The organism is Streptomyces sp. NPDC002730 (genome assembly GCF_042888805.1).
Lineage (GTDB): Bacteria > Actinomycetota > Actinomycetes > Streptomycetales > Streptomycetaceae > Streptomyces.
In genome coordinates, this window is sequence record NZ_JBIAQG010000001.1 from 672570 (window position 1) to 697004 (window position 24435).

At 69.4% G+C, this 24435-nt stretch carries 21 protein-coding genes; 7 read left to right on the forward strand and 14 right to left on the reverse strand.

Translation table 11 applies throughout. From position 1 onward, the window contains the following. Positions 1–12 precede the first annotated feature (12 nt). Positions 13–1278: a hypothetical protein gene (locus ACFYXH_RS03375; RefSeq protein ID WP_389560192.1), complete on the forward strand. Its 1266-nt coding sequence runs from the start codon at positions 13–15 to the stop codon at positions 1276–1278. Between the two features lie 69 nt (positions 1279–1347). Here the strand turns inward: ACFYXH_RS03375 and ACFYXH_RS03380 are convergent, their stop codons facing one another. Both ACFYXH_RS03380 and ACFYXH_RS03385 read right to left on the reverse strand, forming a co-directional pair. Beyond that, positions 1348–1881, reverse strand: a complete 534-nt coding sequence (locus ACFYXH_RS03380) for an alkyl hydroperoxide reductase (RefSeq protein ID WP_362687863.1) — start codon at positions 1879–1881, stop codon at positions 1348–1350. A gap of 6 nt (positions 1882–1887) precedes the next feature. Continuing rightward, the gene (locus tag ACFYXH_RS03385) at positions 1888–2442 is read right to left on the reverse strand and encodes a peroxiredoxin (RefSeq protein ID WP_327325800.1); all 555 of its coding nucleotides are present in this window, start codon (positions 2440–2442) and stop codon (positions 1888–1890) included. Between the two features lie 130 nt (positions 2443–2572). Between ACFYXH_RS03385 and ACFYXH_RS03390 the strand changes: the two genes are divergently transcribed. Continuing rightward, on the forward strand, positions 2573–3547 hold the full coding sequence (locus ACFYXH_RS03390) for a LysR substrate-binding domain-containing protein (RefSeq protein WP_389560193.1): 975 nt from the start codon (positions 2573–2575) through the stop codon (positions 3545–3547). A 40-nt stretch (positions 3548–3587) separates the two neighbouring features. Here the strand turns inward: ACFYXH_RS03390 and ACFYXH_RS03395 are convergent, their stop codons facing one another. The 5 genes from ACFYXH_RS03395 to ACFYXH_RS03415 form a co-directional block, all read right to left on the reverse strand. After that, positions 3588–5954 (reverse strand): FtsX-like permease family protein, encoded by a 2367-nt coding sequence (locus tag ACFYXH_RS03395; protein WP_389560195.1) that lies wholly within the window; start codon positions 5952–5954, stop codon positions 3588–3590. Beyond that, a complete protein-coding gene (locus tag ACFYXH_RS03400; RefSeq protein ID WP_389560197.1) occupies positions 5951–6637 on the reverse strand; it encodes an ABC transporter ATP-binding protein in 687 nt (228 codons plus the stop codon). The genes ACFYXH_RS03395 and ACFYXH_RS03400 overlap by 4 nt, the downstream gene beginning before the upstream one ends. After that, complete coding sequence (locus ACFYXH_RS03405) at positions 6634–7158, reverse strand: PadR family transcriptional regulator (protein ID WP_327325804.1); 525 nt, start codon at positions 7156–7158, stop codon at positions 6634–6636. Before ACFYXH_RS03405 ends, ACFYXH_RS03400 begins: the two co-directional genes overlap by 4 nt. A 165-nt stretch (positions 7159–7323) precedes the next feature. Next, positions 7324–7596 carry a hypothetical protein gene (locus tag ACFYXH_RS03410; RefSeq protein WP_389560198.1) on the reverse strand — a complete coding sequence of 91 codons (273 nt, stop codon included), beginning with the start codon at positions 7594–7596 and terminating at the stop codon, positions 7324–7326. Next, the gene (locus ACFYXH_RS03415) at positions 7542–8477 is read right to left on the reverse strand and encodes an SPFH domain-containing protein (protein ID WP_389560200.1); all 936 of its coding nucleotides are present in this window, start codon (positions 8475–8477) and stop codon (positions 7542–7544) included. The genes ACFYXH_RS03410 and ACFYXH_RS03415 overlap by 55 nt, the downstream gene beginning before the upstream one ends. Before the next feature lie 266 nt (positions 8478–8743). On the opposite strand from ACFYXH_RS03415, the gene ACFYXH_RS03420 reads away from it, so the two are divergent. Further along, complete coding sequence (locus ACFYXH_RS03420) at positions 8744–10969, forward strand: transglycosylase domain-containing protein (protein ID WP_389560201.1); 2226 nt, start codon at positions 8744–8746, stop codon at positions 10967–10969. Between the two features lie 146 nt (positions 10970–11115). Here ACFYXH_RS03420 and ACFYXH_RS03425 read toward each other — a convergent pair whose 3' ends face one another. The 4 genes from ACFYXH_RS03425 to ACFYXH_RS03440 all read right to left on the reverse strand — a co-directional run bounded on the left by ACFYXH_RS03425 (position 11116) and on the right by ACFYXH_RS03440 (position 17014). Then, a complete protein-coding gene (locus tag ACFYXH_RS03425) occupies positions 11116–12579 on the reverse strand; it encodes a catalase (RefSeq protein ID WP_389560203.1) in 1464 nt (487 codons plus the stop codon). Positions 12580–12703: 124 nt separating this feature from the next. Continuing rightward, positions 12704–14554 carry a SpoIIE family protein phosphatase gene (locus ACFYXH_RS03430; RefSeq protein ID WP_327325809.1) on the reverse strand — a complete coding sequence of 617 codons (1851 nt, stop codon included), beginning with the start codon at positions 14552–14554 and terminating at the stop codon, positions 12704–12706. 320 nt (positions 14555–14874) lie between these two features. Continuing rightward, a complete protein-coding gene (locus tag ACFYXH_RS03435; RefSeq protein WP_389560204.1) occupies positions 14875–15552 on the reverse strand; it encodes a DUF402 domain-containing protein in 678 nt (225 codons plus the stop codon). Positions 15553–15610: 58 nt separating this feature from the next. Beyond that, entirely contained in the window at positions 15611–17014 is a 1404-nt protein-coding gene (locus tag ACFYXH_RS03440; protein WP_385311412.1) for a class II fumarate hydratase, read from the reverse strand. Between the two features lie 107 nt (positions 17015–17121). Between ACFYXH_RS03440 and ACFYXH_RS03445 the strand changes: the two genes are divergently transcribed. Then, complete coding sequence (locus tag ACFYXH_RS03445) at positions 17122–18654, forward strand: ricin-type beta-trefoil lectin domain protein (RefSeq protein WP_389560207.1); 1533 nt, start codon at positions 17122–17124, stop codon at positions 18652–18654. 187 nt (positions 18655–18841) lie between these two features. Here ACFYXH_RS03445 and ACFYXH_RS03450 read toward each other — a convergent pair whose 3' ends face one another. Beyond that, on the reverse strand, positions 18842–20509 hold the full coding sequence (locus ACFYXH_RS03450; protein WP_389560209.1) for a fumarate hydratase: 1668 nt from the start codon (positions 20507–20509) through the stop codon (positions 18842–18844). Between the two features lie 238 nt (positions 20510–20747). Between ACFYXH_RS03450 and ACFYXH_RS03455 the strand changes: the two genes are divergently transcribed. Beyond that, complete coding sequence (locus tag ACFYXH_RS03455; RefSeq protein WP_389560211.1) at positions 20748–21416, forward strand: DUF1707 domain-containing protein; 669 nt, start codon at positions 20748–20750, stop codon at positions 21414–21416. Between the two features lie 151 nt (positions 21417–21567). After that, positions 21568–21918: a WhiB family transcriptional regulator gene (locus ACFYXH_RS03460; RefSeq protein ID WP_327325814.1), complete on the forward strand. Its 351-nt coding sequence runs from the start codon at positions 21568–21570 to the stop codon at positions 21916–21918. Between the two features lie 84 nt (positions 21919–22002). On the opposite strand, the gene glpX is transcribed toward ACFYXH_RS03460, so the two are convergent. Next, positions 22003–23034 carry a class II fructose-bisphosphatase gene (glpX, locus tag ACFYXH_RS03465; protein WP_389560213.1) on the reverse strand — a complete coding sequence of 344 codons (1032 nt, stop codon included), beginning with the start codon at positions 23032–23034 and terminating at the stop codon, positions 22003–22005. A 132-nt stretch (positions 23035–23166) separates the two neighbouring features. Here glpX and ACFYXH_RS03470 point away from each other — a divergent pair, with 132 nt between their 5' ends. Then, positions 23167–23682, forward strand: a complete 516-nt coding sequence (locus ACFYXH_RS03470; RefSeq protein WP_389560648.1) for a DUF4245 domain-containing protein — start codon at positions 23167–23169, stop codon at positions 23680–23682. 66 nt (positions 23683–23748) lie between these two features. Here the strand turns inward: ACFYXH_RS03470 and ACFYXH_RS03475 are convergent, their stop codons facing one another. Beyond that, on the reverse strand, positions 23749–24339 hold the full coding sequence (locus tag ACFYXH_RS03475; protein ID WP_389560215.1) for a malonic semialdehyde reductase: 591 nt from the start codon (positions 24337–24339) through the stop codon (positions 23749–23751). Positions 24340–24435 lie beyond the last annotated feature (96 nt).

The window sequence follows — 24435 nt, forward strand, 5'->3', positions numbered from 1 at the left end:
GGAAGCGCCACCGTGCGATCACTGCGCACCTGGGTGCTGCTCGTCCTGGCCGCCGTCCCCGCGCTGCTGTTCGGCAGCGCGGGGACGGCCCAGGCGCACCCCTTCGGCACGCCGCCCGTCGTCAAGGTCGAGGCGAAGGGCTCGGCCGTGGAAGCGGCCTGGTCCGCGCAGAAGGACGATGTCGCCGTTCTGAAGAAGGAGTCCGGCGGCGATGTGGCGGGCTATCTGCGCTCGCACATCGTCGTACGCCAGGACGGCAGCCCCTGCCGAGTCGGGGCGGCGGACGGCATGAAGGTCCGCTTCGTCTGCCCGCGGCCGGTGGACCGGATCGCCCTGACGGTCACCGCGATGACGGATATCAACCCCGCCTATCGCACGCTCTCCGTGACGGACGTGGGCGGCGGGGGACTGCACACGGCGAAGGAGCCCACGCGGGAGCTCTCCTTCACATCGACGGCCGGGGGAAACTCGTCCTCGCAGGGCGGGGGTTGGACTGCCGACCTGACGTCGCTCCTGGACCATGGACCGGCCCTCCCGCCGGCGCTGCTCATCTCGGCGGCCGTGGGCGCGCTCCATGCCTGTGCGCCCGGGCACGGCAAGTCGCTGGCCGCCGGGTATCTCGTGGGCGGCCGGGGCAGACCCCGCGACGCGGTATGGCTCGGTGGCATCGTCGCCGTGATGCACACGCTCTCGGTCGTGGTCCTGGCCGTCGGCTGGTGGCTGGCGGCGAAGAGCACGCCGGACATGTCGGCGCTGACGGGGTGGCTGCAGCTCGTCGCGGCGCTGGTGGTGGCGGCGGTGGGCGTGAGCCTGCTGAGGAAGCATCTGCGCCACCGTAAGCACCATCACACGCATGACCACGGGTGGCACAGCCATGACCACGAGCGTGGACACAGCCATGACCACGGGCGCGGGCACAGCCATCACATCCCGGACGCACACTCGCTGCTCACCCGGCGAGGTCTCGTCCTCCTCGGCGCATCGGGAGGTCTGTTGCCCTCGCCCTCGGCCTTCCTCGTACTGCTGACCGGGCTGCTCACCGGCAAGGTCGGCATCGCCCTGTCGATGGTGGCCGCCTTCGGCGCCGGTATGGCCCTGACGCTCACCGGCGTCGGCCTGATCGTGCTGCGCGGCCGTGACGTGCTGCTGGACCGCGTCTCCCGCTCCCCGGCGCTGCGCACCTGGACCCGGAGGGTTCCGCTCTTCGCGGCCTCGGCGGTGGTGGCCGGAGGCGCAGTGGCCTCGGCGCTGGCGGCGGGCCAACTCCTTGCACCGTAAAGCCCGTCCACGACAAGGCGCCCCGTCCGGCTCGCAGCCGGGCGGGGCGCCCTTGTCACAGCGCGGGACTCAGTCCGCGAGCACAGCTTCCGCGTCCAGCGTCGTACCCACGGCCTGGATCACCGCGGCGATCTTGAAGGCCTCCTGGATCGTCTCGCGGTCCACGCCGGCCTTGCGGAGCACCTGCTCGTGCGAGTCGAGGCACTGGCCGCAGCCGTTGATGGCGGAGACGGCGAGCGACCACAGCTCGAAGTCGACCTTCTCCACGCCCGGGTTGCCGATCACGTTCATCCGCAGACCGGCGCGCAGCGTCCCGTACTCCGGGTCCGACAGCAGATGCCGGGTCCGGTAGAAGACGTTGTTCATCGCCATGACCGCGGCGGCGGACTTGGCGGCGGTGTACGCCTCCGGGGAGAGGTTGGCCTTGGCCTCGGGCTCCAGCTCGCGCAGCACCTTCGGCGAGCGCGAGGCGATCGCGCAGGCCAGGACGGTGCCCCAGAGCTGCTGCTGCGGCAGCTCGCTGTTGCCGATCACCGAACCGAGGTTCAGCTTCAGGTCCTTGGCGTAGTCAGGTACCGAAGCCTTGAGTTCATCGAGAGACATATCGGATCACTCGCCCGACAGCAGCGCGACCGGGTCGAGGGTGTTCTCGCCCTTGGTCCAGTTGCACGGGCACAGCTCGTCGGTCTGCAGGGCGTCGAGCACCCGCAGGACCTCCTTGGGGTTACGGCCGACGGAGCCGGCGGTCACCATGGTGAACTGGATCTCGTTGTTCGGGTCGACGATGAAGACGGCGCGCTGCGCGAAGCCGTCCTCGCCCTCGATGCCGAGGTCGCGCATCAGCTCGTGCTTGGAGTCGGCCAGCATCGGGAAGGGCAGGTCACGCAGGTCCGCGTGGTCCTTGCGCCAGGCGTGGTGGACGAACTCGGAGTCGCCGGAGAAGCCGAGTATCTGGGCGTCACGGTCGGCGAACTCGTCGTTCAGCTTGCCGAAGGCCGCGATCTCGGTGGGGCAGACGAAGGTGAAGTCCTTGGGCCACGCGAAAAGGACCTTCCACTTGCCCTCGTAGGACTTGTGGTTGATCTCCTCGAACTCCTTGCCGGCCTCCAGTGAGACGCAGGCAGTCAGTTCGAACGTGGGGAACTGGTCACCAACAGTGAGCACGCGCTCTCCTTGCAGAAAGGAATTCCCTTTTGAGGTCTTCCGGGGGGTTGGACGGATCTTGATACTGGCACAGAGTGCATTGATCGCGGAAATAGCTAGACTCGGTCATCGCGATCGGAGGTGCCTATCAGTGTCCACCAGTAATGTCGGCAATGCCGTTAATAGGGGAAGTTCCAGGGGTAAGCAGCCCAGCCTGGCGCAGCTGCGCGCGTTCGCCGCCGTGGCCGAGCATCTGCACTTTCGGGACGCCGCGGCCGCAATCGGGATGAGTCAGCCCGCGCTGTCCGGTGCCGTATCGGCACTGGAGGAGGCACTCGGTGTCCAGCTCCTGGAGCGTACGACTCGCAAGGTGCTGCTCTCGTCGGCCGGAGAGCGGCTCGCGGTGCGGGCCAAGGCTGTGCTGGACGCGGTCGGTGAGCTGCTGGAGGAGGCCGAGGCGGTACGCGCCCCGTTCACCGGGGTGCTCCGGCTCGGCGTGATCCCGACCGTCGCCCCGTATCTGCTGCCGACCGTGCTGCGCCTGGTGCATGAGAACTACCCGGACCTCGACCTCCAGGTCCACGAGGAGCAGACGTCCTCGCTGCTGGAGGGGCTCGCGGCAGGGCGGCTCGATCTGCTGCTGCTCGCCGTGCCGCTCGGGGTCCCGGGCGTGAGCGAGCTGCCGCTGTTCGACGAGGACTTTGTGCTGGTCACGCCCGAGGACCACTGGCTGGGTGGCCGCCAGGACATTCCGCGCGAGGCCCTGCGCGAACTGCATCTGCTGCTGCTCGACGAGGGCCACTGCCTGCGCGACCAGGCGCTCGACATCTGCCGGGAGGCCGGCCGTACCGACGGCGCTCCGGTGTCGACGACGGCCGCGGGCCTGTCCACGCTGGTGCAGCTGGTCGCCGGCGGGCTCGGAGTGACGCTGCTGCCGCGTACGGCGGTCGAGGTGGAGACGGGCCGGGCGGGCAGGCTGCAGACGGCGTACTTCGCCGAACCCGCCCCCGCACGCACTATCGCCCTGGCGATGCGCGCGGGCGCGGCACGCCAGGGCGAATTCGAGGAGTTCGCACAGGCCCTGCGGGACGCGATGCGCTCGCTGCCGGTGCGGGTGCTCGGCTGACCGCTCCGTACTGCCCCGGACTGCGTCGTACTCCCTTGTGCTACTCCGTACGCAGCCCGTCCGGGCGCATCATGCGCCACAGCGGCGGCAGGCTGAGCACCGTCACCAGCAGAATCAGCGCGGCCCCGACCCCGGTGATCGGCAGGAAGGCCCACCAGTCGGCGACCTGCTTGTCGACCAGCTTCAGCAGGACAAGACCGAGCCCGATGCCACCCGCGACCGCGAGGGCGAGACCCAGCACGATCGGCACGGCCGTCTGCCACAGCACCGACCAGCTCAGAGTGGCGCGCCGGGTGCCGAAGGCGACCAGCACCGACAGCAGCCGCTTGCGGTCGCGGAGCTGTTCCAGCGTGGAGACGAGCATGGACGCGGCGATCAGCAGCATCGTCGCGGTCGCGCCGACGAAGAGACCGGTGCGCACGCTGGAGAACTGGCTGTCACGCTCGAAGTTCTGCAGCGTGGAAACGCTGGTCAGCGGGTCGATGGCGGCCGCGCTGTTACGGGCGTACTCGGCCGCCTCGGGCACGTCCGGGTCGAGCCGGATCATCGCCTTGGCCATCGGGCTCACCAGCTTCGACACATCGATGGTGGACGGCGTCGCCATGACGCCGAAGGAGACCTGACCCACCGGGTCGGTACGCGAGTCCACCGTCCTGGCGGACGCGGGGATACGCCACAGCACCGGCTTGGTCGTCTTCGCCTCTCCTCCCGGGCCGAACTGCTCCGAGTTGAGGTTGACCTGGGCGCCGGGCCGGGCAGTCTTGGCGAGAAATTCGTCCGGCGGTCCCTGATTGCCGTGCGTACGGGCGATGAAGACATCGCCGTCCTTGCAGGAGGGCAGCTTCGCCAGCTCCCGCAGCGACGGGCAGTCGGCGACAGTGATCTGGGTGGTGGGGATGTAGCCCTCGCCCGCGGGTATCGGTCCCGGCCGGTCGACGGACGCCTGGATCATCCCGATCACGTCGGCGACGCCCTTGGTCGCCGAGTACTTCTCGATCATCTTGCGCGCCACGGAGCCGTCCGTGGCCTTCGCGCTCGTCTCGAGCTGGGCGCGGGCCGCGTCCATGCCCGTCGGCTTCATGAAGTCGCTCTGCACGGAGCTGAAGAGCATCTGCAGCGCGATGGCGCCGGCCGCCGCGACGACGATGCCGCTCACCGCACGGGCCGCCGTTCCGCTGCTCAACTGGAGCCGTCGTACCGCCAGTTGCCAGGGCACGGGCCCGCCGCGCAGCCGGCCGACCACTGCCTCGACCAGCCACGGCAGCAGCGCGGTGACCCCGGTCAGCACCAGCAGCGCGCCGCCGGCGATCTGATAGGTGGCGATCTCGGTGTCCCCCAGGCCGACCCGCCCCGACTGGGGCAGCAGCAGGGCGAGACCGGCGGCCGGCATCAGCAGCCGCCACCACAGTCGGCGCCGCCGCGGAGTGGTGTTCCGTACGACGCCGAGCGGCTCGATCGTCACACCACGCAGCGTGAAGAGGGTGACTCCGATCGCGGAGGCCGGTACGGCGACGGCGATCAGCGCGGTCAGCACCGGGCTCGGCACGATGTCGGAGGGGAAGGCGTTGACGTTCCAGATGGTCACCGAACCGATGAACTGCCGTATCAGCGCGAGGAATCCGGCGCCCGCGACCAGCCCGAGCAGCGCGCCGCACAGTGACTCACCGGCCGCGATCCGCCGTGTCATCGCCTGATCGGATCCGACCAGCCGGAGCGCGGCGAGCCGCCGGTCGCGCTGCTCGCCACCGAACCGCACGGCGGTGGCGATGAACACGGCCACCGGCAGGAGCAGGGCCACACAGGCCATCACGATGATGAGCAGGAGCACCGCGCTCATCGGGTCGCCCTTGCCCTGGTTGCCGCCGTAGCTGTCCGCGCGCCAGTCGGCCGCCGCCGGGGGGAGGGTGGAACTGCCCGCGTAGTAGAAGAACTCACCGGGGCCGATCAGGCCGCGGTCCCCGATGGTGGCGGTGACCCGGTACGGCAGCCGGTCCTTCAGCAGCGCCCCCTCGGGGGAGCTGAGCAGGTCGGCGAGGGCGGGGGAGACGGCCATCTCGCCGGGGCCAGGCAGCTTCGCCAGGCCGGGCGGCGCCGGGGCGTCGCCGCCGTCGGGCCGGAACACGGCGCCGTTGACGGTGTCGCCCCGGTAGAGCGTGCTGGTCTGGGCGAAGAGGAACGAGCGCTCGGAACGCTTCACCTCGTCGTTGAAGGTGACCGCGCGGTCCGCCTCGCGGGTGTCGCGGCTCTCGATGAGATGCGGCACGGACGCGGCGACCAGCAGCAGGGAGACGCCCAGGCCGACACCGATGGCGGTGAGGATCGTACGGGTCCAGCCGCGTCGGCCGCCGGTGACGGCGAACCGGGCGCCCAGGGTGAGATCCCGTATCCAGGTGCCACTGCCGCTCATGCCACGCCCGCCATGTCGCGCACCTTGCCGTCGCGGACGATGACCTCGCGGTCGGAGTACGCGGCCACCCGGGCCTCGTGCGTCACCAGGACGACCGCGGCGTTGGTGTCCCGGGCAGCGTCGGTGAGCAGCTCCATCACCCGCTCGCCGTTGAGTGAGTCGAGGGCGCCGGTCGGCTCGTCGGCGAAGAGCACCCGCGGCGAGGTGACCAGCGCGCGGGCGACCGCGACCCGCTGGCCCTGGCCGCCGGAGACCTCGCCGGGTCGCTTGTTGCCGATCTCGGCGACTTCGAGGCGCTCCATCCACTCCAGTGCGGTGCGCTCGGCCTCCTTGCGCCGGGTGCCGTTCAGCCGAAGTGGCAGCGCGACATTCTCGGTGCAGGTCAGCTCGGGAACGAGCTGGCCGAACTGGAAGACGAAGCCGTAGTCGCTGCGGCGCAGCGCGCTCCGTCCGGCGTCCGACATCGCGGTGAGGTCGCGCCCGCTGTAGCTGATCGTCCCGGAGTCGGGCCGGACGATCCCGGCGAGGCAGTGGAGCAGGGTCGACTTGCCGGAGCCGGAGGGCCCCATGACGGCGACGACCTCGCCGGCGTGGATGGAGAAGGACGCGCCGTCGAGGGCGGGGGTGGGGCCGTACGCCTTGTGCAGGTCGGCGGCGACGAGGAGGGAGCCTGCGGGGGTCATCCGCGCACCTCCTTGGCGAGCTGGTCGAGCCGGGCGCCGGTCAGTTCCAGCCAGCGCAGATCGGCTTCGAGGTGGAAGAGGGCGTGGTCGCAGATGAGCTGGTCGGCGAGGTCACCGCGGCGCTTGCGGTCGGTGAGGATACGCATCAGCCGCAGATGCTCGGCCCGCTGCCCATCGAGGAGATCGGCGGCGCTGCGGCCGGTGAGCAGCGCGAGGACGACCTTGGTGTAGAGGGTCGACTGGAGGTACGGCTCCGGCTTCTCGGGCTGCGCGAGCCACTGGGTGACATCGGTGATCCCGGCGTCGGTGATGGCGTAGCGCTTGCGTTCGGGACCGCCGCCGGCCTCAATGCCGTCGACCTCGACGAGGCCGTTCTTGAGGAGGCGGGACATGGTCGAGTAGACCTGCCCGTAGTGGAGGGGCCGGTCGTGGCCGAACTTCTCGTCGAAGGCGCGCTTGAGGTCGTAGCCGTGGCGCGGGCCGGACTCGAGGAGTCCGAGGAGTGTGTGACCGATGGACATGCGCGGCACTCTACACGGCGTGTATACCTGCTGTGTATACCTGATGCGGGGGGTCTGCGGGCTCCGCCCCGGACCCCGCGCCTCAATCGCCGGCGGGGCTGAATTTCAGCCCGTCCGGCGATTGAGGACCCGAGCGAAGGTCGTACGGGGGCTGGGCCCCAGGGACTACTCCCCCTCGTCCCCCGGCGCGGCCCTCGGCGGGCGCCCCCGCCGGGGGATCGGGCCGGCGCTGCCCGGCAAGCGGCCCGCGTCCGACAAGGCGCGACGGAGGATGAACTCGATCTGCGCGTTCGCGCTGCGCAGCTCGTCCGACGCCCACCGCGCCACCGCCTCGTACACCGCGGGATCCAGCCGCAGCAGCACCTGCTTCCGCTCGGGCGGCGTCACTGGTAGAGCGACCCTGTGTTGAGGACAGGTTGCGGCGCGCGGTCGCCGCACAGCACCACCATCAGGTTCGACACCATGGCCGCCTTGCGCTCCGTGTCGAGCTCGACGATGTCCTGTTCCGTGATCCTGGCCAGCGCCGCCTCGACCATGCCGACCGCGCCGTCCACGATCTGCCGCCGCGCCGCCACCACCGCGCCCGCCTGCTGGCGCTGCAGCATCGCGGACGCGATCTCCGGGGCGTACGCGAGATGCGTGAAGCGGGACTCGATGATGTGCACGCCGGCCGCCTCCACGCGCGCGTGCAGCTCGACCGCCAGCTTCTCGGTGATCTCCTCCGCGTTGCCGCGCAGCGACAGGCCGTCCTCGTCGTGCGCGTCGTAGGGGTACTCGATCGCGATGTGCCGCACCGCCGCCTCGGTCTGGGTGGAGACGAACTCCAGGAAGTCGTCCACCTCGAACATCGCCTGCGCCGTGTCCTCGACCTTCCACACGACCACCGCGGCGAGCTCGATCGGGTTGCCGTACGCGTCGTTCACCTTCAGAACCGCGGTCTCGTGGTTCCGTACCCGCGTCGAGATCTTGACCCGCGAGGTGAACGGGTTGACCCAGCGCAGACCGTCCGTACGGATCGTGCCCCGGTAGCGCCCGAAGAGCTGGACCACCCGCGCCTCGCCCGGTGCGACCGTGTTCAGCCCGCACATCGCGACGAACGCGGCGATCCCGACCACGACGCCGAGCAGGATCAGCGCCACCTTCGCGCCGGTCGCGCCGACCGACGCTCCGGCGACGACGAGCACGACCCCGGCGGCTATTCCGAGCAGCCCCAGTAGCAGGGCGGCGCCCCCGCCGATGCTGTGCGCCGGAAATTCACGAACCTGTGGCGCCGGCATCTCGGGCAGGTCTTCCGCGGTTGGTGTGCTGGTGGCAGGCATGATGGCTCCCCGTTTCCGGGGTCGGCGACAGCCGCCGACCCTCTAGCAAAGTGATATCACTTTAGCGGGCATCGCAACCCTGTGCACCTCTCATGAGTCGGTTCCATGAGACGGGGTGCTGATTCTCACGTCCGGAAAGACCGGATCGATGGCTCTTTGTCTGTGTGAGCGGTGTTAGCTTTCTGAGCTGATTCCGGCCCGATGCCGGGCCCATTGCGGCGAGCACGACCAGCGAAAACAGTGACTACGAGCGGAGCAGCGAAGCGATGGGCCGAGCGGAAGCGCGACAAGCCCGGCAGCGCGGGGCGCGCCGGGCGAAGAAAGCCAAGCCCACTGGCATACGGCGCTTCTTCACCTGGAGGAAGCTGCTCGGCACCTTCTTCGGCCTCTGCCTGCTGGCGATGGGCGCCTTCTTCGTGATCTATCTGCTCGTTCCCGTGCCCGAGGCCAACGCCCAGGCCGAGATGCAGAGCAACGTCTACAAGTACAGCGACGGCAAGATCCTCGCCCGCACCGGCAAGATCAACCGCGAGATCGTCGGGCTCGAGAAGATCCCCAAGGAAGTCCAGGACACCTTCGTCGCCGCGGAGAACAAGACCTTCTTCAAGGACTCCGGAGTCGACTTCAAGGGCACCGCCCGCGGCCTGATGAACACCCTCACGGGCGAGGGCAAGCAGGGTGGCTCGACCATCACCCAGCAGTACGTCAAGAACTACTACCTGAACCAGGACCAGACGGTCACCCGCAAGCTCAAAGAGCTCGTGATCTCGCTCAAGGTGGACCAGAAGAAGGAAAAGTCCGAGATCCTCGCCGGGTACATCAACACCAGCTACTACGGCCGCAACGCGTACGGAATCCAGGCCGCGGCCCAGGCGTACTACGGCGTCGACGCGTCCAAGCTGAACGTCGCCCAGGGCGCGTATCTCGCCGCTCTGCTCCAGGCCCCGAGCCAGTACGACTGGGCGGTCGCCTCGGAGACCGGCAAGAAGCTGGTCCGCGCGCGCTGGAACTACGTACTCGACAACATGGTCGAGGAGGAGTGGCTGGACTCCGGCGAGCGCACCGGCCTGAAGTTCCCCGTGCCCAAGAAGCCGAAGGCCGCCCCCGGCATGGAGGGCCAGACCGGCTACCTCGTCGACGCGGCCAACGCCGAGCTGGAGCGCCACCACATCAGCGAGGAAGAGATCAAGGCCGGCGGCTGGACGATCACGCTCAACATCGACGAGAAGCGCCAGAAGGCACTGGTCGAGGCGGTCAACAAGCAGCTCGAGGACAAGCTCGAGCGCAAGAAGGACAAGGGCGACGCGACCGTCCAGGCAGGTGCGACCTCCGTCGACCCGAAGACCGGCCATGTCGTGGCCCTGTACGGCGGCCAAGGCGCCACCGAGCACTGGCTGTCCAACGCCACCCGCCGCGACTACCAGCCCGCCTCGACCTTCAAGCCCGTCGTCCTCGCCTCGGCCATCGAGAACGGGGCCGAGACCCAGGACGGCGCGAAGATCGGCCTCAACACCAAGTACGACGGCACCAGCAAGCGGCCGGTGAAGGGCAGCGACACCCCCTTCGCGCCCGAGAACGAGGACGACAAGGACTACGGCCCGGTCAGCGTTCAGCGGGCGACGAACAGCTCGATCAACTCCGTCTTCGCGCAGATGATCGTGGATGTCACCCCGGAGAAGGCGAAGAAGACCGCGCTCGCCATGGGCATGAAGGACAGCAAGGACTTTCCGGAGCGGCCCGCGATGTCGCTCGGCACGATGGGCGCCTCCACCTGGGACATGGCCGGGGTGTACGCGACCCTCGACAACCACGGCAAGAAGGTCACGCCGACGATCGTGAAGTCCGCCGAGCGCCAGTCCCGCAAGGCCGATCTCACGGACCCCCCGCCGATCGGTGACCAGGCGATCAGCCGCGAGGCGGCGGACACCACGACGGCGGCCATGACGGGCGTCGTGAAGTCCGGCTCGGGCACGAACGCGGCCGGCGACTATGAGGCAGCGGGCAAGACCGGTACCTCGGAGAACAACCGCTCGGCCTGGTTCGTGGGCTACACCCCCGAACTCGCCACCGCTGTCGCGCTCTACGGCGAGGACCCCAAGGGCAATCAGGTCACGCTGACCAACACCGTCAACGAGGGCCGCGCCAACGGTGGTGGCGTCCCGGCGAAGATCTGGAAGCAGTACACGACGGGGGCCCTCGACGACGAGGCCGCCGCCGCCGAGTTCGACCTGGAGATCGAAGAGGGCGCGACGGCGGACCCGGACCCGACGCCGACGGAGACCCCGTCCGAGACGCCCTCGCAGACCCCGTCCAAGACGCCGACGGACGATCCGACGAGGACACCGACCAGGACGCCCACCAAGACGCCGACGGAGGATCCGACGCAGACGCCGAGCATTACGCCATCGGGTCCGCCGAGCTTCACCCCGCCGACCGACCCGGGCGGTGACCCCGGCGGGACAGAGGGTGCCGACGGCAGAGTCAAGCCCTGACGGCACCATCAAGCCCGGCAACGTCAAGCCCTGACGGCAACCTCAGGCGCTGACCGCAATCTCAGGCCCTGACGCATCTCGGGCGACAGGTACGACAGTGCCCGCGGCACCCGTCTCCGGGACCGCGGGCACTGTCGTACTCCCTGTCAGCCGCCGTTCACCTTGCTGGCGATACGGTCGCCGATCTTCTTGTCGATGTTGCGCCAGTACTGCAGCGCCCGGTCCAGGACCGGCCGGGTCACGCCGTCCTTCAGATGTCCGCTGACGTTCGACACCAGTCGCTCACGGGCCGCGTCGTCCAGCACTTGGCGGACCATGGTCCCCGGCTGGCCCCAGTCGTCGTCCTCGCGGTGCGGCTTGTACGCCTCGCGCACCAGCTCTCCCGCGGCCTCCCAGCTCGCCGGTTCGCCGAAGCGCTGGAAGTCGGCGGCGGGACCGCCGTAGGAGTTCGGCGCGTACGGCCTCGCGGCGTTCGACGCCACGTACCGCATCGGGCCGTCCTTGGCATACGAGTTCACCGATGTATGCGGCCGGTTGGGCGGCAGCTGGGCGTAGTTCGGGCCGATCCGGTACCGGTGGGTGTCCGGGTACGAGAAGAGCCGTCCGAGCAGCATCTTGTCCGGCGACGGGCCGATGCCCGGCACCATGTTGGACGGTTCGAAGGCGGCCTGCTCGATGTGGATGAAGTAGTCGTCCGGATTCCTGTTGAGCGTCATCCGGCCGACGTCGATCAGGGGGTAGTCCCCGTGCGGCCACACCTTGGTCAGGTCGAAGGGATTGAAGCGGTAGTCCGCCGCGTCCTCGAACGGCATGATCTGGACCTTGAGGCTCCAGCTCGGCGCGTTTCCGGAGTCGATCGACTCGTACAGATCGCGGCGGTGCTTGTCCGCGTCCGTGCCGGCCAGCTCGTCGGCCTCGGCCTGCGTGAGGAAGTCGATGCCCTGGTCGGTCTTGAAGTGGTACTTCACCCAGAACCGCTCGCCGCCGCCGTTGATCCACATGTAGGTGTGGGAGCTGTAACCGTTCATATGGCGGTAGGTCTTCGGAACGCCGCGGTCGCCCATCAGCCACGTCACCTGGTGCGCGGACTCGGGGGACAGCGTCCAGAAATCCCACTGCATGTCGTTGCTGCGCAGCCCGGTGGCCGGGTGGCGCTTCTGGGACCTGATGAAGTCCTGGAACTTGATCGTGTCGCGTACGAAGAAGACCGGCGTGTTGTTGCCGACCATGTCGTAGTTGCCGTGTTCCGTGTAGAACTTCAGCGCGAAGCCGCGCGGGTCACGCCAGGTGTCGGGAGAGCCCTGCTCACCCGCGACAGTGGAGAAGCGGGCCAGCATCTCGGTGCGCTTGCCCGGTTGGAAGAGGTCCGCCCTGGTGAACTGGCTGACATCATTGGTGACTTCGAAGGTGCCGTACGCTCCCGCACCCTTCGCGTGCACCACCCGCTCAGGGACCCGCTCCCGGTTGAACTGGGCCATCTTCTCGATGAGGTAGTGGTCCTGGAGCAGGATCGGGCCGTCGGGTCCCACGGTGAGCGAATGCTCGTCGCTCTCCACCGGGATGCCGACATTGTTGGTCGTGTACGGGGCCTTCGGGGATGACTCGGTCACGAGCGTCCTCCCGTCGATAGAGGGATTGAGGTCGCATCGGCCGCGTGCCTCAGTCAACTCCCACGACACCCTGTCGGCAACATTTGGACAGGGTCCAGATCTGGCCCCAGTACGAGCTCTGCGGCTACGCGGGAGTAGGCAGCTCGAACCACACCACCTTGCCGGTCGACAGGCGGGTCGCTCCCCACCGTCTGGCCAGCCGGTTCACCAGGAACAGTCCTCGTCCGCCCTCGTCCGTGTCCCGGGCCCGGCGCTGCCGCGGCAGCTGCGGAGAGTCGTCGCCGACCTCGCAGCGCAGTACGTCCGTACGCAGCAGCCGCAGCGTCACCGGCCGCTCGGCGTACCGCACGGCATTGGTCACCACCTCGCTGACCAGCAGCTCCACCGAGTCGCTCAGCTCCTCCAGGCCCCAGCGGTTCAGCGCCCGCCGGGCCAGTCTCCTGGCCCGGCCCGGAGCCGCGTCCTCGGGCTCCAGGAACCAGTAGGCGACATCGCTCGGCGCGATCCCGTCGAAGCGGGCCGCGAGCAGTGCGATGTCGTCGTCCCGGTCGCCCGGGCCGAGAACGTCCAGCACGTCGTCGCAGAGCGCCTCAAGCGGCGGCGAATGGTCCGGACCGGTCAGCTGGGCGGTGGCGGCGAGCCGCTCCCGCAGCTGCTCGATCCCCGTCCACACATCCCGCAGCCGGGACTCGACCAGGCCGTCGGTGTACAGCAGCAGGGTCGCGCCGGCCGGGGCGTCCAGCTCCACGGCCTCGAAGTCCACGCCGCCCACGCCGATGGGTGCGCCGGGCGGTACGCGCAGCACCTCGGCCCGCCCGCCCAGGTGCAGCAGGATGGGCGGCGGGTGGCCGGCGTTGGCGATGGTGATGCGGTGCGAGACGGGGTCGTACACGGCGTAGAGGCAGGTGGCCATGCGGTCCGTGCCGAGCCGCTGGGCCTGCTCGTCCAGATGGTGCAGAACCTCCTGCGGCGGCAGGTCGAGACCGGCCAGGGTCTGCGCGGTCGTGCGCAGCTGGCCCATGATCGCGGCAGAGGTCATGGAGTGCCCCATGACGTCGCCGACCACCAGCGCCACCCGGCTGCCCGGCAATGGGATCGCGTCGTACCAGTCGCCGCCGACCCGGGCGGTCTCGGCGGCCGGGAGGTAGCGGGACGCGAGACGGACGCCGGTCGGCTGCGGGAGCGAGTCGGGCAGCATGGTGCGCTGCAGCTCGTCCGCGATGTACGCCTCACGTCCGTACAGCACGGCCTTGTCGATGCCGAGCGCGGTGTGCGTCGCCAACTGGGCGGCGACCAGAAGGTCGTTGGGCTCGAAGGCGGGCCGGTCCGGCCGGCGGAGGAAGACGGCCGCACCGATCACCCGCCGCCTGCCGCGGAGCGGGGCGAGTATCGCGCGATGTCCGCTCGGTACGGTGCGGTCGGCGCCGAGCAGCTCGGGCAGGGCGGCCCGGGCGGCCGCGGAGTCGCCGAAGACGGGCCGTACCCCGCGCAGGACCTCGGAGAGCGCACCGCCGGACCGCACCTCGCACAGCTCGGCGGCAGGCATGAGGTCGGTCTGCGGGTCTACGACCGGGATGGGGGCGGCGGTGCCGAGATCGGCGTCCTCACCGGCTAAACGCAGCCGGTCGGTGCGGCGCAGCCGCAGCACGAACGGCGAGACCGGCCGCTCGTCGCCCACCGGCAGCGGGCTGCGGAGATAGACGAGAATCGCGTCGGAGAAGGTCGGCACGGTCGCCCGGCACAGCCCGAGCACGATCTCGTCGAGGTCTATGCCGCGCGCGATCCTGCGAGTGGCGGCCCCCACGAAACGCAGTCGGTCGCCCTCGCGGCGTGCGGTCCCCGCAAGGTCCTGCGGCGGACCGGCAGGTGGGGGCACGCTGGAGCCGCCGGTCGCCTCGGACCGCGGCCGGGTGCGTTCATGCGGCCGGGCAGCCAAGGGCTGCCGGCCTTCGTGGGAGGTGGGCTGCTCCGTCACGCGTGGGATTCCGTCCGTCCGGGCCGGTTGTGCGATGCAATCGCCTCGTGAGGCGGTATACCCGCTCTGCGGGCGGCGCCGACAGGATGGCAGGCATCCGGCACAGCTCCACCCCCTTGAAATGACTCGTGATGACTTACGGTCAGGCTGTGCCCTGCGCTCAATAGTTGCTCAAACGGCGCAGCCTTGCGGACGACGATCCTACGTTTGCCCCCTGGGGGCGCATCAAGAGTCTCACGAGGTCGTATGAGCTGGAGCGTGTTCCCGGACCGGAATCAGTCACTTCACCCCGCGCCCGCGGACGGACTCCTGACGCGGACTCACGACGTCACCTGCACCGCCGTACAGTCCCAGTCCGCCGGAAGCCGAGGCACCCGCCACGCCGGGTCCGGCCGCCAGCCCTCCCAGCCCGCGGAGAACGGCGCCTGCCAGGCCCGGATCGCCTCGACGGCCGCCTCCCCCGCCTCCCGTACGGCCTGTGCCTTCTCCACGTCCATCAGGCCGACCCGCTGGGCCTCCGCGAACTCGTCCTCGTCCAGCCAGCGCCAGGTGCGGTCCGGGTGGACGGCAATGTCCAGGAAGTGATCCTCGGAGTCGACGCCGCCCGCCCAACGGACGTGCGGCTCCTCGAGGTTCACATACCAGTTCTTGAACCGCCAGCCGCGCTCCCAGAACAGCCAGACCGACCAGGGTTCACCGGGCCGCGCCAGCTTCAGTACGCCCGTGCCGAACCAGCGGGCCCGGGCGGTGGTGCGCGGTGCGGTGTAGCGGGTGGCGAGCGGCTCCTGGTGCACCGGCGTGCCGTCCGCGAGTACCGGCTTCACGCACTCGGTGCCCGGCGCCATCCACACCGCGAGCAGCTCGTCGGTGTCCTCCACGACGGTCACGGGCCGGCAGATGTGGACGCCGCCGCCCGACAGATCCGAGGCATGGCCGCGGTAGCGCCAGAGGATGTGGTCCCCGGGCGCCCAGCGTGCGATGCGTTCCGTACCTGTCATGCGCAGATCCTAGGAGTACGGCCGGGGCCCCGCTGCGACGCAGGTCACGGCCACCGGCTTACGGATGTGTCATACGCAGCACGTCAAGCGCCTCGTCCAACTGCTCGAGGGTCAGCGCTCCACGCTCCACATAGCCGGACTCGAGGACGACCTCGCGGATCGTCTTCCGCTCGGCCAGCGACTTCTTGGCGACCTTCGCCGCCTCCTCGTACCCGATGTATTTGTTCAGCGGGGTGACGACGGCCGGCGAGGACTCCGCGTACTCACGGGCTCGCTCGACGTTCGCCGTGATGCCGTCGACGGTACGGTCCGCCAGCAGCCGCGAGGCATTGGCGAGGAGCCTGACCGACTCCAGCAGATTCTTGGCGATCACCGGCATCATGACGTTCAGCTCGAAGTTCCCGGCGGCGCCGGCCGCCGCGACCGTGGCGTCGTTGCCGGTCACCTGGGCCGCCACCATCAGCACGGCCTCCGGGATCACCGGGTTGACCTTGCCGGGCATGATCGAGGAGCCGGGCTGAAGGTCGGGGAGGCCGATCTCGGCGAGGCCGGTGCGCGGGCCCGATGCCATCCAGCGCAGGTCATTGGAGATCTTGGTGAGCGAGACCGCGATCGTACGCAGCTGGCCGCTCGTCTCGACCAGCCCGTCGCGCGCACCCTGCGCCTCGAAATGGTTGCGGGCCTCGGTCAGCGGCAGCCCGGTCGCGCGGGCGACCTCGGCGATGACCGCGGCCGAGAAGCCGGGCGGGGTGTTGATGCCGGTGCCCACCGCCGTACCGCCGAGCGGGAGTTCGGCGAGGCGGGGGAGGGAGGCATTGAGCCGTTCCACGCCGTACCGGATCTGTGCGGCATAGCCGCCGAACTCCTGGCCCAGCGTGACGGGGGTGGCGTCCATCAGATGCGTACGGCCGGCCTTGACGACCAGTGAGAACTCGGACGCCTTGCGCTCCAGCGAGGCCGCCAGCTGCTCCAGCGCCGGGATCAGATCGCCCGTCACGGCCGCCGTCGCCGCGATGTGGATGGAGGAGGGGAAGACGTCATTGGACGACTGGGACGCGTTCACATGGTCGTTGGGGTGCACATCGCGGCCGAGGCGCTCGGTGGCGAGCGTGGCGATGACCTCGTTGGTGTTCATGTTCGAGGAGGTGCCGGAACCGGTCTGGAAGACGTCCACCGGGAAGTGCTCGTCCCAGCGGCCCTCCGCGACCTCCGCGGCCGCGTCGGCGACGGCCTCCGCGATGTCCTTGTCGAGCACACCCAGTTCGGCGTTGACGCGGGCTGCGGCCGCCTTGATCCGGGCCAGGGCCTCGATATGGGCCCGCTCCAGCCGCTGGCCGGACACGGGGAAGTTCTCCACGGCCCGCTGGGTCTGGGCCCGCCACTTGGCGTGCGCCGGTACCCGTACCTCACCCATGGAGTCGTGCTCGATCCGGTACTCGCTCGCGTCGTCCATCGCTGCCATGCCTCCTCGGAACTCTCAAAAAGATGAGCAGTTGTCTTGTTCTGACTATTCCCAACTGTGCTACTCGCCAGTAAATACCCGGACTAACAGCAAACCGGGGAGGCGCAATGAGGCGCACCAGGCACAGACTTCGCTGTACGGTCGCGGCCGCCGCGGCACTGGCGGCAGGGCTCGGCGGAATGGCTGCCACGGCCACCACCGCCCGGGCCGCGCAGCCCGACGCGATCCGTACCGCAGCATCCGTACCGCTCCCGCCCGAACTGGAGTCCATCCGCGCGACCGAGGCCGTCAAGCTCTACGGCAGCCCCGCCGAACGCCCGCTCGCCGACCGCAGGACCGGCCTGATCTCGCTCGGCGACAGCGAGATCTCCGGCGAGGGCGTCGGCAGCTACGAGCCAGGAACGAACGGCCCCGACAACTGGTGCCACCGCTCGCCCGATGCCGCCATCCACCGCACGGGCATCGCCGCGGACGTCACGTACAACGTCTCCTGCTCCGGCGCGTACACCGGGAACATCCGGATCGGCGGCTCGAAGCAGTACGCCGACGAGCTGGTCCAGAGCGACAGTCTCGCCATCAAGGCGCGCAACACCCGTATCAAGATGGTGCTGTTGGTGGCCGGCGCCAATGACGATCTGCAGTTCGGCCCGGTGATAACCGACTGCGTCACCCGCTATGTGCTGTTCCAGGGGCCGTGCGAGCCGAAGTACGCGGCGGGCTGGCAGGCCCGCGTCGACGGACTGGTCCCCAAGGTCGAGCAGACCGTACGGGACCTGCGCACCGTGATGAGCGACGCCGGATACGCCGACGGCGACTACAAGCTGGTCGTGATGGGCTACCCGAGCCCCATCGGCCCGGACTTCCGCGACAATCCGAACTTCCCCGGCAAGCTGATCTGCGGTGGTATGGGCTACGACTCCGACACCGTCTGGGGCCGCAACACCGCCGTCCCCGCGTTCGAGCGCGGTATGCGCAGGGTGGCGCAGTCCACCGGGGCGGTCTATCTCGACAACTCCCGGCTCTTCCAGGGCCATGAGGTCTGCATGGAGGACACCTGGGCGCGCGGGCTGTACATCGATCTCTCCAACCCCTTCCCGCCGGACTCCAATTCGGCCCGCCAGTCCTTCCACCCCAATGTGCGCGGCCATGCGGCGTTCGCCTCCTGCCTCACCCAGCTGTACAACTCGGGGCTGCGGGAGGCCAGTTGCGCGGATGTGGCGTCGACCGGGAAGCCGGCGCTGTACGCGGGCGCTTGGGACGACGCGTACAAGCCGCTGAAGGAGGAGGCGACGGGCTCGTGCCTGGACGTCGCGGGTGCGGTGAGCCGCAACGGTACGGGCGTGGTGGGCTGGGACTGCCACGGCGGCCGTAACCAGGGCTGGTGGTACGACGAGGCCCGCAGGTCGTTGCACACGGAGCTGACGCAGGACCGGTGCCTGGATGTGCCGGGCGGGAGCAATGCGGCGGGCGCGGCGGTGATCGTGTGGAACTGCCACGGCGGCGCGAACCAGCAGTTCGTCCGCACGGGCGGGACGATTCGGCCGTCGTCGGCGACGGGGTTGTGCCTGACGCTGGCGTCGGCGAAGGAGCCGGTCCGGCTCCAGCCGTGCACCGGGGCGGCGAACCAGCGCTTCGCGTAGGGCTGTTCCCCACCCCGCCTCTTCCCTGAACTGGGGCTCCGCCCCAGACCCCGCGCCTCAAACGCCGGCGGGGCTGGATTTTCAGCCCTTCCGGCGTTTGAGGACACGCGCGAAGCGCGTACGGGTTCGGCGCGGAGCCCCGAATCGGGAAGGGGTGCGACTCCGCCGCGTGGGCCCGCCGCAGGCGTTACGCCAGCCCCGGACCCCGCACCGGAATCGACGTGAACGTCGGCGCGGGCGCCGGCTCGGTGAAGAAGTCGTTGCCCTTGTCGTCCACCACGATGAACGCCGGGAAGTCCTCGACCTCGATCCGCCACACCGCCTCCATGCCGAGCTCCTCGTACTCGACGACCTCGACCTTCTTGATGCAGTCCTGCGCGAGCCGCGCCGCGGGCCCGCCGATCGAGCCCAGGTAGAACCCGCCGTGCGTCCCGCACGCGTTCGTCACCTGCTGCGAGCGGTTGCCCTTGGCCAGCATGACCTTGGAGCCGCCCGCCGCCTGGAACTGCTCGACGTACGAGTCCATACGGCCGGCCGTCGTCGGCCCGAAGGAGCCGGACGCGTAGCCCTCGGGGGTCTTCGCCGGACCGGCGTAGTAGACCGGGTGGTCCTTCAGGTACTGCGGCATCTCCTCGCCCGCGTCGAGCCGCTCCTTGATCTTGGCGTGTGCGATGTCGCGGGCCACGACCAGCGGGCCGGTCAGCGAGAGCCGGGTCTTGACCGGGTACTTGGTGAGCTCGGCCAGCACCTCGTCCATCGGCCGGTTGAGGTCGATCTTCACGACGTCACCCGCCTCGTCCAAGTGCGCGTCCGTCGTGTCCGGCAGGAACCGTGCCGGGTCGGTCTCCAGCTGCTCCAGGAACACGCCCTCGGCGGTGATCTTCGCGGTGGCCTGGCGGTCGGCCGAGCAGGAGACGGCGATCGCGACGGGCAGCGAGGCGCCGTGGCGCGGAAGCCGGACGACGCGGACGTCGTGGCAGAAGTACTTGCCGCCGAACTGCGCGCCGATGCCGATCTTCTGGGTGAGCTCGAAGACCTTCTCCTCCAGCTCCTTGTCCCGGAAGCCGTGGCCGGTGGGCGAGCCCTCGGCGGGCAGCTCGTCGAGGTAGTGCGCGGAGGCGTACTTCGCGGTCTTCAGCGCGAACTCGGCGGACGTGCCGCCGACGACGATGGCGAGGTGGTACGGCGGGCAGGCGGCCGTGCCGAGCGAGCGGATCTTCTCCTCCAGGAACTTCATCATGGAGGCCTCGTTCAGGACCGCCTTGGTCTCCTGGAAGAGGAAGGACTTGTTGGCGGAGCCGCCGCCCTTTGCCATGAAGAGGAACTTGTACGCGCCGCCGTCGGTCGCGTACAGCTCGATCTGGGCGGGGAGGTTGGAGCCGGTGTTCTTCTCCTCCCACATGGTGAGCGGAGCCATCTGCGAGTAGCGCAGGTTGAGCTTGGTGTAGGCGTCGTAGATGCCGCGCGAGAGAGCTTCCTCGTCGCCGCCCTGCGTCAGGACGTTCTGGCCGCGCTTGCCCATGACGATCGCCGTGCCGGTGTCCTGGCACATCGGGAGTACGCCGGCGGCCGCGATATTGGCGTTCTTCAGCAGGTCCAGCGCAACGAACTTGTCGTTGGAGGAGGCCTCCGGGTCGTCGACGATACGGCGCAGCTGCGCGAGGTGGGCGGGCCGCAGGTAGTGCGAGATGTCGTGCATGGCCTCGGCGGCGAGCGTGCGCAGCGCCTCCGGCTCGACCTTGAGGAACGTACGCCCGTCGGCCTCGAAGGTGGAGACACCCTCGGAGGTCACCAGCCGGTACGGCGTGGTGTCCTCTCCCAGCGGGAGCAGATCGGAGTACTGAAACTCTGGCATTACGGCCATTCCTCACTCGGCAGACAGCGGCGCTGACGTCCATTGGCAGCGCGCCCTTCAGCGTAGAACGCGGTTGGCCGCGCACGCTTGTGAGGTAGGGCTCACTCACGCATCGAGGGGCGCCGGCAGGCCCTCCGGTGGTTGAGGGGCGGGGTCCGGGGCGAAGCCCCGGTGCTCGGCGCCGCGCCCGGCCCCGTACCCCTAGTCGCGATCTATCGCGTTTCGCTACGCTGGATCCGTGGACCTCGAAAAGCACCCCCAGAAGCCGGTCGCCCCCGCGGAGCCCAGCGATGCCATCCGCGCCTCGGATGCCGACCGCGACCGGATCGCCGACATCCTCCGGGACGCCCTGGCCGAGGGCCGGCTGGACGCCGAGGAGCACTCCGAGCGGATCGACGCCGTCTACCGGGCCAAGACCGTCGGGGAACTGGAGCCGCTGGTCCGGGACTTGCCCGCGGCCGCCCGCACCGGCACTCGTGGCGACGCCATGTCCTACGCGTACGGGCCCGAGGAGGCCGTCGGCCCCGCCGAGAATCTCATCGCCGTCTTCTCCAGCTCCACCCGCAAGGGCCGTTGGCGCGTCGGCCGCCGCACCAACGCCTTCTCGCTCTTCGGCAACATCGAGATCGACCTCACCGAGGCGCTCTTCGAGCAGCGGCTGACCGTCATCAACGCCACCGCCATCTTCGGCAATGTCGAAGTGCGGGTCCCGGAGAACATCTCGCTGCGCGGCAGCGGCACCGGGTTCTTCGGCAACTTCGACGTGCTCACCCTGGAGGCGGCCGATCCGGAGGCCCCGGTGGTCGTCGTGAACGGGTATTCGGTTTTCGGCAATGTCGAGGCCAGGCCCAAACGGGGCCGGATCATCGCCGACCTCCATGACCGCCTGCGCAAACACCTCGGCTGACGGCTCCGCTCCGGAGCACTTTCCGGCCGCGAGCGCCTGCCCGCAATTCCGTGCCCCGGAACTCAGTGCCACTCAGTGAATAGGAGTGCGTACAGCGGGTAGGGAGTGCTGCATCGTCTCTCGCTCGCGAAGCCGTCGTCAGGAGTAGACCGTGCTGCAACTGCCGCATCAGTCCTTGCAGGTCGCCGCCGTTCCGCCCCAGCGAATTTCCGCTCGGGAAGATCAGGCCGGACCCTGGCACGCGGAGGCGGTGTGCCGCCGGGACGAGGCCGGACTGTTCTTCGCTCCGTCCAAGGAGCCGACGGCCGCGCGGCTGTCGCGCGAGGAGGCCGCGAAGCGGGTCTGCGCCCGCTGCCCCGTGATGGTCGAATGCCGGGAGCACGCTCTGCTCCAACCCGAGCCGTACGGCGTGTGGGGCGGGCTGACCGCGGCCGAGCGCCGCGTGGTGCTGGCCCGGCGCAGGCGGCGCGAGGTGGAGCTCAAGAAGTCGGCGGCGGCCTGAGCGCCGGGCAGGGACGGGAAGGGGCGCCCCCACCGCACTTGGGGGGCGCCCCTTCCCGTACCCGCTGCTCCCGCTCCGCTCGTCCTACTTGGCGCGGTCGAAGTCGATGGCGCTGTACGCGCGCAGCTTCGACAGCCGGTGGGTCGAGTCGATCTGGCGGATCGTGCCGGACTTGGAGCGCATCACCAGCGACTGGGTGGTCGCGGTCTCCGCGCGGTAACGCACTCCGCGCAGCAGCTCGCCGTCCGTGATGCCGGTGGCGACGAAGAACACGTTGTCGCCACTGACCAGGTCGTTCGTGTGCAGCACCCGGTCCAGGTCGTGCCCGGCGTCGAGCGCGCGCTGACGCTCGGCGTCGTCCTTCGGCCAGAGCTTGCCCTGGATCGTGCCGCCGAGGCACTTGATCGCGCAGGCGGAGATGATGCCCTCGGGCGTGCCACCGATGCCCATCAGCATGTCGACGCCGGTGCCTTCGCGTACGGCCATGACCGAGCCCGCGACATCGCCGTCCGAGATGAACTTGATGCGTGCGCCGGTCTCGCGGATCTCCTTGACGATGCCCTCGTGGCGCGGGCGGTCCAGGATGACGACCGTGACGTCCTCGGGCGCGGAGTGCTTGGCTTTGGCGACCCGGCGGATATTGACCGAGACGGGGGCGTTGATGTCCACGAAGTCCGCGGCCTCGGGGCCGGTGACCAGCTTGTCCATGTAGAAGACCGCGGACGGGTCGAACATGGCGCCGCGGTCGGCGGCGGCGAGCACGGCGATGGCGTTCGGCATGCCCTTGGCGTTCAGCGTGGTGCCGTCGATCGGGTCCACGGCGATGTCGACCTCGGCGCCGGTACCGTCGCCGACCCGCTCGCCGTTGAACAGCATCGGGGCTTCGTCCTTCTCGCCCTCGCCGATGACGACGATGCCGTTCATCGAGACGGTGGAGACGAGGGTCCGCATGGCCTTGACGGCTGCTCCGTCCGCGCCGATCTTGTCGCCGCGGCCGACCCACCGGCCGGCGGCCATTGCGGCGGCCTCGGTGACCCGGACCAGCTCCAGGGCGAGGTTGCGGTCGGGGGCCTCAGGAGAGACCTCGAGCTGGGACGGCAGATGATGCTCGGTCATCGGAGCGCACCTTTCTGTACGACGACGGCCGGAAAAGAGGGTGATCCGACTCTATCGGTACATCGATAAATTGAGCAGAGGGGGCCACGTTTGAGCACACTTCCATGATGCGACCATGGGGGCGTGGCAGGTATGCGAGGCAGACAGACGGTGCGGGACATGGTGCTGTCGATGGCGGTGATCGGCGCCGTCGTCGCAGTGATCTACATGTTCATTCCGCACAACGAAAAGGCGGACCCGGTCAAGGCGGTCGACTACCGGGTGGAGCTGCTGACGGCACGGCGCGCGGCGCCGTACCCGGTGGCGGCACCCGAGGGACTGGCGAAGGAGTGGAAGCCGACATCGGTCTCGTACAAGCGCGCCGATGCGGACGCCTGGCACCTCGGCTTCCTGGACCCGGACGGCGAATACATCGCCGTCGAGCAGTCCACGGCGCCGGCCGGCAAGTTCATCCCGACGGTCAGCCAGCAAGCCCGGGAGACCGGGAAGACGCAGCAGGTGGGCGGCGTGGCCTGGCAGCGCTGGGAGGGCGCGAAGTACGACGCGCTGGTGCGCGAGGACAAGGGCTCGACGACCGTGATCACGGGTACGGCGTCGCCGGAGCGGCTGGCGGAGATGGCCGCCGCGCTGGAGTCGAAGAAGTCCTGATCTCGTTGTTGGAAAAGGCCGCCGCACCCCGGAGCGGGTGCGGCGGCCTTCTGCTTGTGCGGGGGATCAGACGGTGGTGACGACCTCGTCGTAGGACAGCCGCGGCGAGCGCGGGAACGAGGCGTCCTCGCCGGGCTTGCCGATGTTGACGATCATCAGCGGGGTGTGGTCGCCGTCCAGGAACTCCTTCTGGACGCCGGCGAAGTCGAAGCCGGTCATCGGGCCCGCGGCCAGGCCGGCGGCGCGGACGCCGACAATGAAGTACGCGGCCTGCAGCGCGGCGTTGAGGGCGGCGGCCTGCTCACGGGCCGGGCGCTCGGCGAAGAACATGTCCTTGGCCTGCGGGAAGTGCGGGAACAGGGTCGGGAGCTCCTCGTGGAACTCGTTGTCGGCGGCGAGGATCGCGACCAGCGGGGCGGCGGCGGTCTTCGGCTGGTTGCCCTCGGCCATGTGCTTGACCAGACGCTCACGGGCCTCGTCGGAGCGGACCAGGACAACGCGCAGCGGGCTCTGGTTGAAGGCGGTCGGGCCGAATTTGACCAGGTCGTAGATCGCCTGGACCTGCTCCTCGGTCACCGGCTCGTCGGTGAACGTGTTGGCGGTGCGGGCCTCACGGAAGAGGAGGTCCTGGGCGGCGGAGTCAAGGGCGAGGGTCATGCTGGCGTACCTTCCGGGGGCGTGCAGAGGATCTTTACGACGGCTCCAACCGCACCCCGGTGGATTAAATTTCAACTACATGCCCATGGTGACCCG

Bases quoted from the DNA above. Each gene is read 5' to 3' on its own strand.
- ACFYXH_RS03440 (WP_385311412.1), bottom strand. From the start codon at position 17,014: ATGGCAGCGATGGACGACGCGAGCGAGTACCGGATCGAGCACGACTCC.
- ACFYXH_RS03380 (WP_362687863.1), bottom strand. From the start codon at position 1,881: ATGTCTCTCGATGAACTCAAGGCTTCGGTACCTGACTACGCCAAGGAC.
- ACFYXH_RS03400 (WP_389560197.1), bottom strand. From the start codon at position 6,637: ATGACCCCCGCAGGCTCCCTCCTCGTCGCCGCCGACCTGCACAAGGCG.
- ACFYXH_RS03445 (WP_389560207.1), top strand. From the start codon at position 17,122: ATGAGGCGCACCAGGCACAGACTTCGCTGTACGGTCGCGGCCGCCGCG.
- ACFYXH_RS03450 (WP_389560209.1), bottom strand. From the start codon at position 20,509: ATGCCAGAGTTTCAGTACTCCGATCTGCTCCCGCTGGGAGAGGACACC.
- glpX (WP_389560213.1), bottom strand. From the start codon at position 23,034: ATGACCGAGCATCATCTGCCGTCCCAGCTCGAGGTCTCTCCTGAGGCC.
- ACFYXH_RS03405 (WP_327325804.1), bottom strand. From the start codon at position 7,158: ATGTCCATCGGTCACACACTCCTCGGACTCCTCGAGTCCGGCCCGCGC.
- ACFYXH_RS03415 (WP_389560200.1), bottom strand. From the start codon at position 8,477: ATGCCTGCCACCAGCACACCAACCGCGGAAGACCTGCCCGAGATGCCG.
- ACFYXH_RS03470 (WP_389560648.1), top strand. From the start codon at position 23,167: ATGCGAGGCAGACAGACGGTGCGGGACATGGTGCTGTCGATGGCGGTG.
- ACFYXH_RS03475 (WP_389560215.1), bottom strand. From the start codon at position 24,339: ATGACCCTCGCCCTTGACTCCGCCGCCCAGGACCTCCTCTTCCGTGAG.
- ACFYXH_RS03420 (WP_389560201.1), top strand. From the start codon at position 8,744: ATGGGCCGAGCGGAAGCGCGACAAGCCCGGCAGCGCGGGGCGCGCCGG.
- ACFYXH_RS03395 (WP_389560195.1), bottom strand. From the start codon at position 5,954: ATGAGCGGCAGTGGCACCTGGATACGGGATCTCACCCTGGGCGCCCGG.
- ACFYXH_RS03435 (WP_389560204.1), bottom strand. From the start codon at position 15,552: ATGACAGGTACGGAACGCATCGCACGCTGGGCGCCCGGGGACCACATC.